The organism is Devosia sp. UYZn731 (assembly GCF_040546795.1).
Classification (GTDB): domain Bacteria; phylum Pseudomonadota; class Alphaproteobacteria; order Rhizobiales; family Devosiaceae; genus Devosia.
Window position 1 is genome coordinate 152,731 of record NZ_JBEPOL010000003.1, and the last position, 16,309, is coordinate 169,039.

Here is a 16,309-nt window from a genome sequence, read left to right on the forward strand (position 1 = left end):
TTCACCGGCTCGCCGGGAAAAGCGCTCGCAGTGCCACCGGCGCCTGCCTTCACCGAACTGGTCACGACCAGTAATTTTTCTTTCCTGCGAAGCGGATCACATCCCGAAGAGCTGGTTTCAGGCGCCATGTATCTTGGCCTGAACGGTGTGGGCCTCTGTGACCGCAACAGCTTTGCCGGCGTGGTCAGGGGCTTTGTCACGGCGCGCGAACGCGACGAGCGTTTTGCTGATTTTCGCTATCTGGTTGGAGTGCGGCTGTGTTTCGCCGATGGCACCCCCGATATAGTGGCCTATCCCAGCAACCGGGTGGCCTATGGGCGGCTGTGCAAGCTGCTCACGATCGCCAATCAGAACGGCGAAAAAGGCAAGCCGCTGCTCAATCTGACGGATTTACTGGCATCGGGTGGGCCTGTCGCGTCCAATGCCCAGCAGGGACCTACGGAAAACTTTGGCCTGGGTCAGCTTTTCATCCTGATCCCCGACGAGCGGAACTGGCCATTGACCGAGACCGTCCTTGGGGCGCTGGCCCAGCATTTCCCAGGCAATGTCTGGGTGGCTGGGGTTGCACGCTATCTTGGCCGGGACCGCGCCAGGCTTGGCCGTACTGCCGATCTGGGCCGCCGCTGTGGTGTGCCGATGCTGGCCAGCAATGACGTGCTGTATCACGACCCGGACCGGGCCATCCTGCAAGACGTCGTCACCTGTATCCGCGAACATCTGACGCTCGAGACGGCGGGACGCCGGCTGCAGGCCAATGCCGAACGTCATCTCAAGCCGCGGGACGAAATGGCGCGCCTATTTGCCGAGCATCCCGAGGCCATTGCCCAAACCCAGCGCTTTAGCGAGCGGATTGGGTTTTCGCTCAATCAGCTCGAATACAATTATCCCGAAGAAACTATCGGTAATGGCGAAACGGCTCAGCAAACGCTGGAGCGGCTGGCTTGGGCCGGAGCAGCCAAACGTTTTCCCCAAGGGGTTCCGGCCGACATCGCCGCCAATATCGAAACCGAACTCCAACTCATCGATGAAAAGCTTTATGCGGCCTATTTCCTGACCGTACACGACATCGTCCACTATGCTCGTTACGAGCTTGACATCTTGTGCCAAGGGCGGGGTTCGGCGGCCAATTCCACGGTCTGCTATTGTCTTGAGATCACCGAAGTCAATCCGCGCAAGGCCAATCTGGTCTTCGGGCGGTTTATCTCCACCGAACGCGACGAGCCGCCCGATATCGATGTCGATTTCGAGCACGAACGGCGCGAAGAGGTGATGCAGTATGTTTACAAGAAATACGGTGGCAAGCGCACTGGCTTGACTGCCAATGTCATCTGCTACCGTTCCAAAAGCGCCATTCGCGAAACCGCCAAGGTGTTTGGCGTATCGGACGATACGATCACGGCTTTCAACCAATTGCATTGGGGCTGGGGGTCAAGCGTGGACCTTCGCAATGTCGCCGGTATCGGGCTTAATCCGGATGACCCTGTTCTGGCGCAGATGTTCGAGGTGGTGAAGGTGTTGCGCAGTTTCCCGCGCCACCTCAGCCAGCATGTGGGCGGCTTCGTCATCACGCGCGACTCGCTGGAAAGCATGGTGCCGATCAGCAAGTCGGCCATGGAAACCCGTACCATTATCGAATGGAACAAGGACGACATCGATGCCTTGAAGATTCTCAAGGTCGACGTGCTGGCGCTGGGGATGCTGACCTGCCTGCAGCGGGCTTTCGGGCTGATGGAAACTCACTACAAGCAGACAGTAAAACTGGCCGACCTGCAGAATGAGGAATTTGACCATCCAAAAAGGGCAGTCCCGGTCTATGAAATGATCCAGCGGGCCGACACGATCGGGGTTTTCCAGATCGAGAGCCGGGCCCAGATGTCCATGCTGCCGCGTCTCAAGCCAAAGATATTTTATGATCTGGTGATTGAAGTCGCCATCGTCCGGCCGGGACCCATTCAGGGCGGAATGGTGCACCCCTATCTCAAGCGGCGCGATGGCACCGATCCCTGGAAAGCCGATCCAGATGACCCACTCGACAAAGTTCTAGAGAAAACCCTTGGTATTCCGTTGTTCCAGGAGCAGGCCATGCAAATGGCAATCAAAGGCGCGGGTTTTACGCCTGGGGAAGCGGACCAGTTGCGGCGGGCCATGGCGGCCTGGAAACGTACAGGCCGGATCAGCATCTTCAAGGAACGCTTCATCAACGGGATGATGAATAATCCCAAGCGCAGCTATAGCCGCGAATTTGCCGAACGCTGTTTCTCGCAGATAGAAGGCTTTGCCGAATATGGTTTTCCGGAGAGCCATGCGGCTTCCTTTGCCTTGCTGGTTTATGCCTCGTGCTGGCTCAAGTGCCATTATCCGGACGTGTTCCTTTGCGCCTTGCTCAACTCCCAGCCGATGGGCTTCTATGCGCCCAGCCAACTGGCTCGCGATGCTGCCGAGCACGGCGTCGAGATTCGCGCCGCAGACATCAACTACTCGGGCTACGACAGTTCGCTGGAAGAAGACGGCTGGCCCATTGGCGAGCATGTCTGGCCAAAGCACGCCGTGATGCAGAACGATATCCGTTCGGACAAAGCGCTCCGATTGGGTCTGCGGCAGGTCGAGGGGCTGGCAAAGAAGGACATCCTTCGCATCGTCGAGCAGCGCGGCGCGGGTTATGCCTCCATTCGTGATCTCTGGCTCAGAACCGGCGTGCCTGTCGCCAGTCTTGAAAAGCTCGCGCGGGCGGATGCTTTCGCCTCGTCGCTAAAGCTCAACCGGCGCGAAGCGCTGTGGGCGGTCAAGGGCCTGATAGGCAGCCATGGGGCCGAAACGCTGCCGCTGTTCGCCGCTTCCGGATTACCGAGCGCGTTAGCGATCGAGGAAGCGGGAAACCTGCCCCTGATGTCCCCCGGCGAGGAGGTCATTCACGACTATGCCAGCCTTACTCTGTCGCTCAAGGGACATCCCGTGCAGTTCATGCGTCCCATGCTCAATGCGCGCGGCACGACACGAGCATGCAATCTGTCCACCGTGGCTGATGGGCACCGCATCGAGGTCGCGGGACTGGTGCTGGTCCGGCAGCGGCCGGGTACGGCGAGCGGCGTGATTTTCGTCACGCTGGAGGACGAAACGGGGGTGGCCAATCTCGTGGTCTGGCCCAAGCTGTTCGAGAACGACGAGATGCGCCGGACCCTGCTGTCGAGCCGCATGCTCGCGGTTAAAGGCAAGGTGCAAAAAGAGGGGCTGGTGATCCATGTCATCGTCGAAGACATGATGGACCTGACGCCCCAGCTCCTCGCCATTAGCAATGGTGCCGATATCGGCGATGCCGTAGTGGCGCGAGCCGACGAAGGCAAGTCAGGGCCGCCCGTCAGTTCGAGCCGGGATCGACATGTTCTGCGCGAGGAGGAGATGGTACGGCGCCGTGCCCGTGCAGCCCTGCCGGGCGGCCGCAATTTCCACTGAGATCAGGCGAGGATGGCGTCGATGGCCTTGGCGAGGGCGACGTCCTTGTCGGTCAGGCCGCCGGCATCGTGGGTGGAGAGCACGATGGTGACGCTATCGTAGGCATTGGACCAGTCGGGATGGTGGCCGGCTTTGTCGGCGGCGATGGCGACGCGGGTCATGAAGCCGAAGGCTTCGGAAAAGCTCTTGAACTTGAAGACGTGGCTGATGGCGTCGCTGGCCTCGTCATAGACCCAGCCATTGAGGCCACGCAGGGCCGTATCGCGCTGCTTAGAGGTAAGTTTTTCCGCCATTTTATGATGTCCTGTTCCCGCCGGTCATTTCGTCTAGACTTCGAACACGCCCGTTCCATGTCCGGTTCCAACGCGTCTCTATTATTGCCGCGGTTGCAGGCCAAACGCTTCGGCAACGAGCTGATAGGAGCGGCGGCGAAGCGCATAGTCATGGATGGTGGTGGTGATCATCACCTCGTCGGGCCGGCTCTCGGCCACCTTGGCCATGATCTGCTCGCGCACTGTTTCGGGCGAACCGACGATCCAGAGCGTCGATTGATGCTCGATAATGCGGCGTTCCTGCTCGGTATAAGCGTGGGCGGTGGCTTCCTGGGGGGAGACAAGCTTGCGAATCTGGCCCGAGTGGAACAGCGCCCAGCTTAGTTCCTGGGAGCTCGAGAGATAGCGCGCCTCCTCATCGGTGGGCGCGCACACGACCGAGACGCACATCATCGCATAGGGTTTTGGAAACGCCTGGGTGGCCTTGAAGGCATAGCGATAGGCCTCGAACGCAGGCGCGGACGGGGTATGGCTGAAGTGAGCGGCAAAGGCGTAGCCCACGCCCAATTGTCCGGCGGCTTGGGCACTGGCACCGGACGAGCCGAGCAGCCAAAGGGGAGGCAGGCTGATGCCGCCCGGCGCTACCGGCACGCGCGAATAGGGATGCTCGGGCGGAAAACTATCCTCCTCGAAGGCCATCATCTCGCTGAGATAGGCCGAAAATTCCTCGCCGCCGCCGGTACGCAGCGCCCGCATGGCATAACTGTCGCCGCCCGGTGCCCGGCCGAGACCCAGATCGATGCGGCCGGGATGCAGGCCCTCGAGCGTGCGATAAGCCTCAACGATGCGCAGCGGCGCGTGGTTGAGCAGCATGACGCCGCCGGAGCCGACGCGGATGGATTTGGTGTGCGCGGCGGCCGAGCCGATCAGGATTTCGGGGACCGAGGAGGCGATCGAGGGCATGCCGTGATGCTCGGCATACCAGAGGCGGGTAAACCCCAAGGCGTCGCCCAGTTGGGCGAGCTTTATGGTTTCCGCCATCGCATCGGCGGTGGAAATGCCCTCGGCGATCGGGGCAAGATCCTGCATGGAAAGGGGGATAAGTGCGGTCATGGCGCGGCGTCTTTACGGGATCATCAACGGAAGGGCGGGACAAAATGGTTGTCCCACTCTATATCGGCAAACTACGATGAAAGCGAGACGGGGAATCGGCGCGTTTAACGCCCGATGAACGAAGATAGCGCAGTGTTGGCGTGTTCGGTTCAGCACAGGCGGCCAAGAATTGGCGTGATGGCATTGACTTGGCCCGACGATGACGGCTCATAGGGGCAATGTAAGGTTCGAGTACTGCAGATGGCTTTTCGGCGGATAATCGGTTTGGTGATGTTGTTCGGAGCGGCTGCGGCGGCGCCGGCGAGTGCGCAGGATTTGCTGTCGCCCAAGCCGCTGGCCGGCTGGGTCGACGAGCTGCGCTTTGGCGTTCAAGCCTATGATGTCGATTATGCGGCCTTGCCGTTTCGGGTTGGGGAATGGGATCTCAGCCGCATCGAGAATGTCAGCTTCGACGTGCTGTTCACCACCCCTGACCTTGATGCCTTCCGCTGGATCGGATCCCCCCGGCCCGAACTGGGCGCGACGATCAACTTTGGTGGGCATGAGAGCCTGACCCATCTCGGGCTGACCTGGCAGCTACCGATCTTCGATACGCCGATTTACCTCGAAGGCACGCTCGGTGCCGCAGCCCACACGGGGTACAATCAGGGCGCCCCCGCGGGCACAAAGAACTTCGGCTGCTCGGTCAATTTCTACGAGCGCTACGGCATCGGCACCAAGCTGGGTGACAATGCCACGGCGACGCTGAGCTATGAGCACACGTCCAATAACGACTGGTGCGACGCCAATGACGGCCTGTCCAATTTCGGCCTGCGCGTCGGCTGGAAATTCTAGGACCGAGAGGCGGTTTAAAGCCGAGATATGATTGCAAGCCGCTGGTTTCGTCCGGCGGCTTTTTTCTAGTCGCCGTCGACCAAAGCCGAGATGCGAGCAGTGCCGATCCGGTGCAGGCAGGCGTTGCGGACGTCGCGCAGTGCAGGGTCGAGCACGGCGGCGACGGTTATGACTACTTTGTCGAGGAAGGCGATGTCGTCGGTGATGGGGACTTCGATATCATTGTCGAGGCAAATGTCCTCGACGGTGAACTGACCATCGGCGATCAGCTTGAGCACGGCGGGGGCATTGGTCTTGAGGGTGCGCGACAAGGCGATGACCAGGCCTTCGGCGGTGCCCGCATCGGTGCCGGGGGCGAGCGGGGGCACGAGGTCGATCCAGTCCTGATCGCCGGTCTCGATCTGGTCGAGCACGCCGAACCAGGGATTGTTTTCCGCGTCATCATTGTCGAGCGATTGAACGACAGCCGTCGGGCCATCCTTGGCCAGCATGGCGCGGATGAGATCGGGCGTGAGATCGCCGGCGAGAGCGGGGCAGGTGAGGGCCACGACAGCAAGAGTTACGGCAAAGAAGCGCATGGGAACCTCCTCCTGAGCCAGGTCAGGAGGATAGATAATCGCCGCCAGCTGAACCAGAGCTGACTAAGGCGGCGGCACCCGCGAAGCCACTCAGTCCATACGTGACTAAACGGCTTTGGGCTTTCTAACCGACAGCTTGCTGGGCCTGGCCTGGTTGTAGGCGATGGCGGCGCGGACCAGGGCCTGCAAGGCCTCCGCGTCGACCGAGGCGCCCTCGGGGATATCGATGGCGCGCCAGACCTTGCCGTCAAGGCCCGCATTGAAGAGCTTGTCGGGATCGGGCAGGTCGGCGCCGTGGGAAAAGGTGAGCTTGATCTTGTCCTTGTGAGCATTGCCGACAGCAATGATGCCGTCGCGCGACCACACGGGGCTGCCCATCCATTTCCATTCCTCGATGATATTGGGATCGGCCGCCAGCATGGTCTGGCGGATGCTGGCGAGCGTGGCACCGCGCCAGTCGGTGAGGCCGGCGATCAGCTGGTCGATCTGTTCAGTTGCGGTCATGGATTGTGCCTTTGTCTTGACTGGGCGGGCTCAGCGCGCCGCCCTTCGCTATCGGCTTTCTTTGCCATTGCGGTCACTCCTGTCTGGCGATCCGCCGCTCGCGGCGCCGATTGGCGATATAGGGTGCGACGACCATGCAAACCTACCAGCGCGCCAGTTGGGTGATCTGGATGAGATTGCCGCAGGTGTCGTTCAACTGGGCGATGGTGGAGCCGGTGACCGCGGTGGGCGGCATGCTGAATTGCCCGCCACGCGCCGCGATGCGCTCATGGTCGCCCTTGACGTCATCGCTATAGAACATGACCGCGGGCTGGGCCTGCTGGAACATGGCCTGCTGATAGGCCTTGGCGGCCGGATTGTCGTTGAGCGCGAGCTGCAGCTCGGTGCCTTCCGGCTCGTCGGGCGAGATCACCGTCAGCCAACGGTAGGGTCCATTGCTGAAATCGGCCTTTACGGCCAGGCCCAGGGTGTCGGTGTAGAAGCGCAAGGCCCGTTCCTGGTCGTCGACGTAAATGGTGGTCAGCTTGATCTTCATGAGTCTTCTCCTGTGGTTGCGGGTTCGTCAATCGGTCCGTGCCAGGACCGCGTCGAGGGCGTCGAGGAACTCGCGCCAGCCGGTGCGGGCACCGTGATAGGCTTGGCTCTGGTCGGGCCGGAAGCCGGACTGCTCCATGCGCAGCAGGGTGCCGGTCGCGGTTGGCGTCAGCGTCCAGGTGACGACGCTGTCCAGCCCATAGGCGGCCCAGGTGTAAGACAGCGTCTTGTGGGGTTCGACCGCCAGAACTTCACAATCGACGACCACGTTCACGCCCGGCATCGGCTCGCGCCGCAAGTTGAACTGGTGGCCAGCGACGGGCTTGAAATCGGTCTTCATCAGCCATTCCTCGATCAAGTGCGGCTGGGTCAGCGCGCGCCAGATCTTTTCAGGCGGATGGGCGATTTCGCGCTCGATAATGACCGAGCGGGTCTGGGTGGCGGCGCCGCTCATTGGTCCATCCTCTTGAGCAGGTCTTCCAGGTCGTCGAAGCGGTTCTCCCAAAACCCTGCCATTTCCCGCGTCCAGTCGAGTAGCGGCGCCAGCGCGCCGAGCTGGGCGCTGCAATGGGTCTGGCGACCCTCATGGCGGTCGCGCACCAAGCCGGCCTGCTTGAGAATGCCCAGATGCTTGGAGACCACCGGCTGCGACACGCCCGCATGCAGGGTCAGGGCGCCTACGGTCTGCTCGCCCTCACGGCACAGATGCTCGAAAATGGCCCGTCGGGTCGGGTCGGCCAGCGTCTTGAACAGCAGGTCCTGCGAGGTGAGCATTTAATCCATACCTGTATGGCTATGAATTAATCAATAGCCAATGAGCTATGGTTTAGTCAAGACGGCGTCGATGGAAAGCATTTGGTCAGCATGATTTGATTCAAATTTTGACGATTGGGGTAGCGGAGGCTCAACTGCGTTTTTCGGGGGTGGGCGCTGATGAGCCGGGTTGGATTGCGGGCGCTGATCGGATTAATGCTGCTGGTGCTGGCCGGTGGCGCGGCGCAGGCGCAGGTGAACTGGTTGCCCGAAATGCGCGCTGGTCTCGTGACCCAGGGCGACGGACTGCTCGATCCGGGCTCGATCCGGGATGCCAATGTGGAATTGCTGTTTGTGGTGCCCGATCTCAATGCCTGGGCAGTGCTAGGCGAGCTGCGGCCGCATCTGGGCGCCAGCGTCAGTTTTGACGGGAGCAAGAGCGATATCTATGCGGGGCTGAGCTGGACGGTGCAGGTGCCGGTGCTGCCGGTATTCGTGGAGGCCAGCGCGGGCGCGGTGCTGACCAGTGCGCTGGTGAACGCGCCGAACGGGGACGCATCGCGCAATTTCGGTTGCGGGGTGGGACTGCGTCTGGCCGGCAGCGCGGGGCTGCAATTGCCGGCGGGATTTTCGCTGATCGGCACGCTGGAGCATCTGCCGGATTTCGGCGCCTGTGATGATCCCAACCGGGCAGCTACCAATGTGATGGTGCGGGTCGGGCATAGATTTTGAGGCGAGTGCTCGCATGGCGGCACGGCGCGTATTTCTTTTGGCCAGCATTGTCGAACCAGTCGCCTGCCACTCGATGAAGATCATCAGAAGAGCGGAGGATCGCGATGATTTGGCATGATGACGGGTTGGAAATTTTCGCGGCAGAGGGGGCGGCATTGCCGGCCGGGGGCGAAGCGGGGGTTGTGGAGCACAAGGGCGCTCGCATCTGGCATGTGAGCTACGGGGCCGGCGCGCCGGTGATCCTTTTGCATGGCGGGCTGGGGCATAGCGGCAATTTTGCCCATCAGGTGCCGACGCTGGTCGAGGCAGGATATCGCGCGGTGCTGATCGACAGCCGTGGGCATGGGCACAGTACGCGGGATGGGCAGCCCTATAGTTACGATCTGATGGCGCGCGATGTACTGGCGGTGATGGATGCGCTCAAGATCGAGCGCGCACCGATCGTGGGATGGAGCGATGGCGCTTGCACGGGGCTGGCGATGTCCCGCATGGCGCCGGAGCGGGTCGACGGCGTGCTGTTTTTCGCCTGCAATGTGGATGACAGTGGCACCAGGCCGTTCGAATTCACGCCGATGATCGGCAACTGCATCGGGCGGCATCAGGCCGATTACGCGGCCCTGTCGGCGACGCCAGATGATTTCCAGGCATTTTCCGATGCGGTCGGGTTGATGCAGGGGACGCAGCCAAATTATTCGGCGGCGGACCTGGCGGCGATCGCCGTGCCGGTAACGGTGCTGCAGAGCGAGCATGACGAGTTCATCAAGCCCGAGCACGCGGCCTATATCGCGCAAACCATTCCGGGGGCGGAACTGGTGGAGCTCAATGGTGTGAGCCATTTCGCGCCATTGCAGCGGCCGGAACTGTTCAATGCCGCCGTGTTGGGTTTCCTGGCGAAGGTGGCTTAGGCTGCTTGCCCGGCCGCCCAGCCCGAGGCCCAGGCCCATTGGAAATTGTAGCCGCCGAGCCAGCCGGTAACGTCGACGACTTCGCCGACAAAATAGAGCCCGGGGACTGAGCGCGCGGCCATGGTCTTGGCATCGAGATCGCGGGTATCGATGCCGCCGAGGGTGACTTCGGCGGTGCGGTAACCTTCGGAGCCAACAGGCTTGAGGCTCCAGGCCTTGAGCTTGGCCTCGACGATCGCGAGCTTCTTGTCGGGGAAGTCGCCGATCATGGTGTGCATGTCGAGTTCGTCGCCGAGCAGCTGGGCGAGGCGCTTGGGCAAGGTATTGGCGATGATGGTCTGCACCTGCAGCTTGGGCGTAGCGGCGCGGGCGGCGCGCAACAGGTCGATGGCGCTGACATGGGGGAGCAGGTCGACCGAAATCGCATCGCCCTCGCGCCAATAGGATGAAATCTGCAGGATCGCCGGGCCGGACAGGCCGCGATGGGTGAACAGCAGCGCTTCCTCGAACTTGGTCTTGCCGTGGCTGACGATGGCGTCGGTGGCGATGCCGGCCAGTTCCTTGAGCTTCTCCAGTGCGCCGGTTTCGAAGGTCAGCGGCACCAGAGCCGGGCGGGTCTCGGTAACGCGCAGGCCGAACTGGGTGGCGATCTGGTAGCCGAAGCTGGTGGCGCCCATCTTGGGGATGGACTTGCCGCCGGTGGCGATGATCAGGCTGTCGCTCGTGGCGTAGCCGGAGGCGAAGCGCGCCGAAAAGCCGGTCTCGGTTTTCTCGACGGCCTCGATATTGGTCGAAAACGAGAAGGCGACGCCGGCCTCGCGCATTTCGCCCAGCAGCATGGTGTTGATCTGGGTGGCAGGGCCATCGCAGAACAGTTGGCCGAGCACTTTTTCATGGAAGGTGATGCCGTGGCGGCGCACCAGCGCGATGAAGTTTTCCGGGGTGTAACGGCTCAGCGCCGACAGCGCGAAGCGCGGGTTCTGCGAGAGGAAGCGGTCGCGGCCGATCTCGACGGTGGCGTTGACGTTGGTAAAGTTGCAGCGACCGCCGCCGGAGATGCGGATTTTTTCGCCGGCATATTGGACGTGGTCGACCAGCAGGACCGTGCGGCCACGCTTGCCGGCCTCGATAGCAGCCATCATGCCGGCGGCGCCGGCGCCAAGAATGATTACGTCGTAATGGGCCATATTTTGCGACTTTCAGGTTTGGCGCAGTTACAGCCAGCCGAGCCAACACCACAAGGGGTAGGAAGCAGAAGAGCCACGGCAAATTCATTGACTCTTTGCCATTTGGGCGTATGAGAACCGTGCTTTCAACAAAGCAGTCAAACCGATGCGCAGCGCCTTCATCATCGCCATGATGACCACCACCGGGCTTAAAGCCCGTCGTGGTTTTGCTGCGTTTGCAACCAAAACTACCAAAACCGCCTGACGCTTTTCCCCGGGTCGTCTCCCGACGGGGAGAGGCTGAACCCGGATGGGCCGCGATGTTGACATCGCGCGGGGGCGGAAAATGGTAAGGGACTGGAGTTCCAAAAATGGGCTATCGCGTCGCTGTTATCGGTGCCACGGGCAATGTGGGCCGTGAAGTTCTCAACATTCTGGCCGAACGCAAGTTTCCGGCCGACGAGGTGATCGCTCTCGCCTCCTCGCGCTCCACCGGGCGCGAAATCTCCTTTGGCGACAAGATCCTCAAGGCCAAGAATCTCGACGATTACGACTTCAAGGGCGTCGATTTCGCCATCATGTCGGCGGGCTCGGAGATTTCCAAGACCTGGGCGCCCAAGCTTGGCGCCATGGGCATCATCGTCATCGATAATTCCAGCTTCTGGCGTTATCATTCGGACGTGCCGCTGATTGTGCCCGAAGTGAACGCGCATGTGCTGGATGGCTATATGGCCAATCCCAAGCGCAACAATATCATTGCCAATCCGAACTGCTCGACGGCCCAGCTGGTGGTGGCGCTGAAGCCCCTGCACGACTTCGCCAAGATCACGCGTATTGTCGTCTCGACGTATCAATCCGTTTCGGGCGCCGGCAAGGAAGGCGTCGACGAGCTGTGGAACCAGACCAAGGGCATTTTTGTCAACGATACCGCCACGGTCGGCAAGTTCCCCAAGCAGATCGCCTTCAACGTCATCCCGCACATCGATGTGTTCATGGAAGACGGCTACACCAAGGAAGAGTGGAAGGTTCTGGCCGAGACCAAGAAGATACTCGATCCCAAGATTCGCGTAACCTGCACCGCCGTGCGCGTGCCGGTGTTCGTGGGGCATTCGGAAGCGGTCAATATCGAGTTCGAGAACCCCATTTCGGCCGACGAAGCCCGCGATATCCTGCGTGAGGCGCCGGGCATTGCGGTGCTCGACAAGCGCGAGCCGGGTGGCTACGCGACCCCGATCGATGCCGTGGGTGAATACGACACCTTCGTGTCGCGCATCCGCGAAGACAATACGGTCGAGAATGGCCTTGCCATCTGGGTGGTGTCGGACAACCTGCGCAAGGGCGCGGCGCTCAACGCGATCCAGATCGCCGAGACGTTGATCGAGCGCAACCTGATGGCCAAGAAGGCCGCGTAAGCACCACCAACTGCGGCGATTTGGGCGCAGTTCCTACCCAAACACGCGGTGTCATACCGGCCTATGCCGGGGTGACACCGCGTGTGTGAACGCTCGCGCGCAACCTCACCAAGGGCTCCTGCCATGCTTTCCGTCCGCGACCTGCTTCTGGCTTTGCTTGTCGTGGCAATATGGGGCGTCAACTTCGTCTTTATCAGATGGGGCGTCGAGGCCGTGCCGCCCCTGTTCCTGACCGGACTACGCTATCTCTGCGCGGCGGTGCCGGCTGTCTTTTTCATCAAGCGGCCCAAGGTTGGGCTAACCATCCTCATCACCTATGGTCTCGCCATCGGTTTTGCCCAGTTCGGCCTGCTGTTTACCGCCATCAAGCTCGGCATGCCCGCCGGTCTTGCCTCGCTTGTCATTCAGGTGCAGGCGTTTTTTACCATTGCGCTGGCTCTGGTTTTTCTTGGCGAAAAGCTCAACCGCTACCAAGCGCTCGGCGCACTGGTCGCCATTGGGGGCATCGTTGCCATTGCCTCCGAGCGGTTCGAGGTCACTGCCTTGGTGCCCCTGCTGATGGTGATCCTTGCCGCCTTCTTCTGGGGCGTCGCCAATATCGCCTCCAAAAAGGCGGGGCAGATCGACATGCTATCCTTTGTCGTCTGGGGGAGCCTGGTGCCGATCCTGCCGCTGTTTGCGCTATCGCTTGTCGTGGAAGGGCCAACGGTGATCGTCGCGTCGATGACCGGCATCGGCATGCGCACGATCCTGGTGATTGCCTTCAACGGCTATGCGGCGACAATTCTGGGATTTGGGCTCTGGAGCTATTTGCTGGCGCGCTATCCGGCTAGCCTGATCGCCCCATTTTCACTGCTGGTGCCGGTGGCCGGAATTGCCAGCACAATCGTGCTGCTCGGGGAAACCGTCAGTACCCTGGAAATCCTCGGTAGCCTGCTGGTGTTTATTGGCCTCTTGCTCAATGTTTTCGGTCCCCGCCTGTTTGCAGCGCGGGTTTCCTCGGCGCCATGAAGCCGCCCCGGCGAACCGGGACGGCCAGGGCCTCAGCCGACCGCGCTTATTGCATCAGCGATTCGGAAGGCTTCGGGGGAGCGGCGGCATCGGCCGGGGCCATGCTATCGCTCGGCGCCAGGGTGGGGGCCGGCAGGGTTTCGGCGGCCGGAGCGCCGGCCGCGGGCTGTAGCGTGCTCAGTTCGGCCGTCGACAGGCCGCCGCTGGCATCGGCGTCGGCCGTGGTGAACTCATCTTGGCCGAGATCGGGCCAGGCCACCTGGATTTCGGTGATGGACAGCTCGCCATTCGCGTCGCCATCGAGCTCGGCAAAGGTGGTGGGCGCCTGGGCGAACGCAGCGGTGGCGGAAAGGCCAAATACGGCGAGGGTCAAAGCAATTTTGTGCATGGGATATCTCCATTCATGAGCCGCGCCAAAGGCGGCGGCAGGGCTGGATCGATAGAGGAGCGGAGCCACCCCGGGCGTGGGGCGGCCCCGCTAATGCGCGCCTTAAGGCGCGGCGGGCGTCGTCACGACGGCATATTCCTCGGCGGACAGCTCGCCGCTGGCATCGGTGTCGGCGGTCTTGAAAGCGTCTTCGGTCAGCGTCGGCCAGGCGGCCGAGGCTTCAGCCCAGGACACGCCCGCGCTGGCATCGGCATCGACAGTGGCGAAATCGGTGGCTGCCTGCGCGAACGCTGCAGTGGACAGGCCGAGAACGATGAACGAGGACAAGATGATCTTCTTCATGGCGGTTAAGCTCCATGTTGGTGGAGATAAAAACGGCACCCGGTTAGCCGGCTCCCGACGACCCGCTCTCCTGCGGCCCGTGACCAGAACAATGGAAGCCCAATGTGGTCCGTAGCGGCCCAAAAATTGGTGCTGATCGGCACACAATCGGGTCATTTCTGGGCAATGGATTTTGGAGGCAATTGCAAGATAAACCAAAGTTTTTTGGGTCGTCGCGAGATAGAAATTGCGACGCTATTATCGTCGCGCGGAATCGTGCCGGCACTGTTAGTCGAGCTGCCAAGTGCTTTTTTGTGGCAGGCAAGAGTTGCTGCCCCGCGATCGGCGCCCGACAGACTATTGCTCGCTCACGGGGCCGTGAACGAGGCGGTTTTGTCTGTGCTTGGCAAGTCTAGCGCCGGGGGTGGCAGGCTCAGATCAGCGGGCGGACGAAGTCGCCGGTATCGCCATCCATGACCCAGAGTTCGCCGGTCGAGATATCGAACCAGGCGCCATGCACGGCCAGCTTGCCGGCGGCTTCCAGCTCGGCGACGTAGGGAAAGGTGCGCAGGTTGTGGATCGAGGAGCGGATGGAGATGCGCTCCAGCGCGGTCTGGCGTTCGGCAGGCGTCATCAGATCGTTCTGACCCACCTGGTCTGGCAGGTCGCCCAGCATGGCCATCCATTTGCCGATGAAATCGCCGGAATCCAGCGGCGTCGAATCGGGATTGAGCGCGGCCTTGATGCCACCGCAACGGCCGTGGCCCATGATGACGATGTTCTTGATGGCCAGGGCCTTGACGGCAAATTCGATGCCCGCCGAGGTGCCGTGCTGGCCGCCATCGGGCTGGTAGGTGGGCACCAGATTAGCGACGTTGCGCAGCACGAAGAGCTCGCCGGGACCCGCGTCGAAAATCGTCTCGGGGGCCGAGCGGCTGTCGCAGCAGGCGATGATCATGGTGGTGGGATTTTGGCCCTGGGCGGCCAGGTCGCGAATCCGGTCGCGTTCACGAGCATAACGCCCGGCCATGAAATTGGCGTGACCCGTCAGCAGTTCTTCAGGAAACCGATGCATGGGCACTCGATTAGCGCTAAGAGGCAACAAGATCAACACCGGCGCATTTGTGGGCGCCGCATTGGAGGCATGCATGCAGATTTACCGCTTCTTGTCGGGCGAAGACGACGTCAGCTTTTGTCACAAGGTGACCAAGGCTCTGTCCGAGGGCTGGGTGCTGCATGGCTCGCCGAGCTACGCCTATGACGGGTTCACCAAGAAGATGCGGTGTGGGCAGGCGGTGACACGGGTGGCCAAGGATCAGCTCTACGATCCGGACAGGAAGCTGGTGGATTTCTAAGCGATCCCGAGCGGACCTACCGGTTCAGCGCCACCCACTGCAGCAGCATGATGGTCTTGGCATCGATGATCCGGCCATCGCGTACCATTGCCATGGCGTCATCCAGGCTCATTTCGAGCAGTTCGATTTCCTCGCCTTCCGCCTCCAGCCCGCCGCCATCGGCGACCTTGGTGCTGGCGTCGTAGTGGCCGACGAACAGCGACAGGCGCTCGGTCAGCGAGCCGGGGCTCATATAGGCGTCGAACAGGAATTGCACGTCGCGTGGCTGGTGGCCAGTTTCCTCCAGCGCCTCGCGCATGACGCCGGTGAGTTTGTCATCCCCATCGAGCAGGCCGGCGCAGGCCTCGATCAGCCAGGCTGGATCGCCGTTGAGGCTAACCGGATAACGATATTGGCGGGTCAGCAGCACGGTGCGGCGGGCCGGATCGAACAGGATAATCGCGGCTGCATTGCCGTGGTCATAGACCTCGCGGCTCTGCGTGAGCCAGGTGCCATCGAGGCGGCGATAGTCCAGCGTGGCGCGGGTCAGCGTGCCCCAGGCTTTGGACAGGGTCTCGATGCCAATCAGTTTGATGCGCTCGTCCATGTGTGCCCCCGTGCCGGCGTGTCGCCGATGCCAATGGCAGGCCTTTTCGCCGCGGGCAAGTGGGCTCGGCGCAGAGCGGCTCAGGGTTGGCAATCGTGAATGCAAACTTAACGCGCAATTCACGCTGGGTCAGGGCGCGCGGGCTTAGGAGGTGTCCAACATCAGAGCGAGCCGGCGAACGCAGCCGGAGGCGCCAGACTTTGGAGAATTTTCATGGATTATCTTGCATCCGCCATCGGCATTGCGGCCTTCACCCTGTTGATGAACCTGTGGGTCCATGCGCCGGTGCAGAGCGCCGAACTGCCCCCGATTTCGGCTGCCGCCCTGGGCCTGCACTTCGCGACACGCTGACTGCAGCCAAAGTTTATGGCGCCATGCGTTTTACGGCTTTGATT

20 protein-coding genes are annotated in these 16,309 nt (G+C 61.7%); 8 read left to right on the plus strand and 12 right to left on the minus strand.

From position 1 onward, the window contains the following. Positions 1–30 precede the first annotated feature (30 nt). Entirely contained in the window at positions 31–3,450 is a 3,420-nt protein-coding gene (locus tag ABIB57_RS08635) for an error-prone DNA polymerase (RefSeq protein WP_502914369.1), read from the plus strand. Positions 3,451–3,452: 2 nt separating this feature from the next. Here the strand turns inward: ABIB57_RS08635 and ABIB57_RS08640 are convergent, their stop codons facing one another. Together ABIB57_RS08640 and ABIB57_RS08645 are read right to left on the minus strand one after the other, a co-directional pair. After that, on the minus strand, positions 3,453–3,743 hold the full coding sequence (locus ABIB57_RS08640; protein WP_354040020.1) for a 4a-hydroxytetrahydrobiopterin dehydratase: 291 nt from the start codon (positions 3,741–3,743) through the stop codon (positions 3,453–3,455). 81 nt (positions 3,744–3,824) lie between these two features. After that, positions 3,825–4,835, minus strand: coding sequence for an LLM class flavin-dependent oxidoreductase (locus tag ABIB57_RS08645; RefSeq protein WP_354040022.1), 1,011 nt, complete (start codon positions 4,833–4,835; stop codon positions 3,825–3,827). Between the two features lie 270 nt (positions 4,836–5,105). On the opposite strand from ABIB57_RS08645, the gene ABIB57_RS08650 reads away from it, so the two are divergent. After that, positions 5,106–5,669 (plus strand): acyloxyacyl hydrolase, encoded by a 564-nt coding sequence (locus tag ABIB57_RS08650; protein WP_354040599.1) that lies wholly within the window; start codon positions 5,106–5,108, stop codon positions 5,667–5,669. 65 nt (positions 5,670–5,734) lie between these two features. Here ABIB57_RS08650 and ABIB57_RS08655 read toward each other — a convergent pair whose 3' ends face one another. From ABIB57_RS08655 to ABIB57_RS08675, 5 genes are all read right to left on the minus strand, one after another. Next, entirely contained in the window at positions 5,735–6,247 is a 513-nt protein-coding gene (locus tag ABIB57_RS08655; RefSeq protein WP_354040023.1) for a hypothetical protein, read from the minus strand. 105 nt (positions 6,248–6,352) lie between these two features. After that, positions 6,353–6,751 (minus strand): DUF1801 domain-containing protein, encoded by a 399-nt coding sequence (locus ABIB57_RS08660; RefSeq protein WP_354040024.1) that lies wholly within the window; start codon positions 6,749–6,751, stop codon positions 6,353–6,355. A gap of 142 nt (positions 6,752–6,893) precedes the next feature. Beyond that, positions 6,894–7,286: a VOC family protein gene (locus ABIB57_RS08665; RefSeq protein ID WP_354040025.1), complete on the minus strand. Its 393-nt coding sequence runs from the start codon at positions 7,284–7,286 to the stop codon at positions 6,894–6,896. A 27-nt stretch (positions 7,287–7,313) separates the two neighbouring features. After that, on the minus strand, positions 7,314–7,739 hold the full coding sequence (locus ABIB57_RS08670; RefSeq protein WP_354040026.1) for an SRPBCC family protein: 426 nt from the start codon (positions 7,737–7,739) through the stop codon (positions 7,314–7,316). Continuing rightward, positions 7,736–8,059 carry an ArsR/SmtB family transcription factor gene (locus ABIB57_RS08675; protein ID WP_354040028.1) on the minus strand — a complete coding sequence of 108 codons (324 nt, stop codon included), beginning with the start codon at positions 8,057–8,059 and terminating at the stop codon, positions 7,736–7,738. The genes ABIB57_RS08670 and ABIB57_RS08675 overlap by 4 nt, the downstream gene beginning before the upstream one ends. A gap of 159 nt (positions 8,060–8,218) precedes the next feature. On the opposite strand from ABIB57_RS08675, the gene ABIB57_RS08680 reads away from it, so the two are divergent. Together ABIB57_RS08680 and ABIB57_RS08685 are read left to right on the plus strand one after the other, a co-directional pair. Beyond that, positions 8,219–8,770, plus strand: a complete 552-nt coding sequence (locus tag ABIB57_RS08680) for a hypothetical protein (RefSeq protein WP_354040030.1) — start codon at positions 8,219–8,221, stop codon at positions 8,768–8,770. Positions 8,771–8,874: 104 nt separating this feature from the next. Further along, on the plus strand, positions 8,875–9,675 hold the full coding sequence (locus ABIB57_RS08685; protein ID WP_354040032.1) for an alpha/beta fold hydrolase: 801 nt from the start codon (positions 8,875–8,877) through the stop codon (positions 9,673–9,675). On the opposite strand, the gene ABIB57_RS08690 is transcribed toward ABIB57_RS08685, so the two are convergent. After that, entirely contained in the window at positions 9,672–10,862 is a 1,191-nt protein-coding gene (locus tag ABIB57_RS08690; RefSeq protein WP_354040034.1) for a BaiN/RdsA family NAD(P)/FAD-dependent oxidoreductase, read from the minus strand. The two genes, ABIB57_RS08685 and ABIB57_RS08690, sit on opposite strands and share 4 nt — an antisense overlap. Positions 10,863–11,212: 350 nt before the next feature. On the opposite strand from ABIB57_RS08690, the gene ABIB57_RS08695 reads away from it, so the two are divergent. Both ABIB57_RS08695 and ABIB57_RS08700 read left to right on the plus strand, forming a co-directional pair. Continuing rightward, complete coding sequence (locus tag ABIB57_RS08695; protein ID WP_354040036.1) at positions 11,213–12,253, plus strand: aspartate-semialdehyde dehydrogenase; 1,041 nt, start codon at positions 11,213–11,215, stop codon at positions 12,251–12,253. Between the two features lie 123 nt (positions 12,254–12,376). After that, the gene (locus ABIB57_RS08700; RefSeq protein ID WP_354040038.1) at positions 12,377–13,264 is read left to right on the plus strand and encodes an EamA family transporter; all 888 of its coding nucleotides are present in this window, start codon (positions 12,377–12,379) and stop codon (positions 13,262–13,264) included. Between the two features lie 46 nt (positions 13,265–13,310). On the opposite strand, the gene ABIB57_RS08705 is transcribed toward ABIB57_RS08700, so the two are convergent. From ABIB57_RS08705 to ABIB57_RS08715, 3 genes are all read right to left on the minus strand, one after another. Then, positions 13,311–13,652: an EF-hand domain-containing protein gene (locus ABIB57_RS08705; protein WP_354040040.1), complete on the minus strand. Its 342-nt coding sequence runs from the start codon at positions 13,650–13,652 to the stop codon at positions 13,311–13,313. A gap of 102 nt (positions 13,653–13,754) precedes the next feature. Continuing rightward, positions 13,755–13,994: an EF-hand domain-containing protein gene (locus ABIB57_RS08710; protein ID WP_354040042.1), complete on the minus strand. Its 240-nt coding sequence runs from the start codon at positions 13,992–13,994 to the stop codon at positions 13,755–13,757. 412 nt (positions 13,995–14,406) lie between these two features. Further along, on the minus strand, positions 14,407–15,048 hold the full coding sequence (locus ABIB57_RS08715) for a carbonic anhydrase (RefSeq protein ID WP_299731906.1): 642 nt from the start codon (positions 15,046–15,048) through the stop codon (positions 14,407–14,409). 73 nt (positions 15,049–15,121) lie between these two features. Between ABIB57_RS08715 and ABIB57_RS08720 the strand changes: the two genes are divergently transcribed. Continuing rightward, the gene (locus ABIB57_RS08720; protein ID WP_354040044.1) at positions 15,122–15,328 is read left to right on the plus strand and encodes a DUF1737 domain-containing protein; all 207 of its coding nucleotides are present in this window, start codon (positions 15,122–15,124) and stop codon (positions 15,326–15,328) included. A 16-nt stretch (positions 15,329–15,344) separates the two neighbouring features. Here ABIB57_RS08720 and ABIB57_RS08725 read toward each other — a convergent pair whose 3' ends face one another. Then, positions 15,345–15,914: an NUDIX domain-containing protein gene (locus ABIB57_RS08725; protein ID WP_354040046.1), complete on the minus strand. Its 570-nt coding sequence runs from the start codon at positions 15,912–15,914 to the stop codon at positions 15,345–15,347. A 213-nt stretch (positions 15,915–16,127) separates the two neighbouring features. Between ABIB57_RS08725 and ABIB57_RS08730 the strand changes: the two genes are divergently transcribed. Further along, positions 16,128–16,265, plus strand: coding sequence for a hypothetical protein (locus ABIB57_RS08730; protein WP_299731903.1), 138 nt, complete (start codon positions 16,128–16,130; stop codon positions 16,263–16,265). Positions 16,266–16,309: the final 44 nt, after the last annotated feature.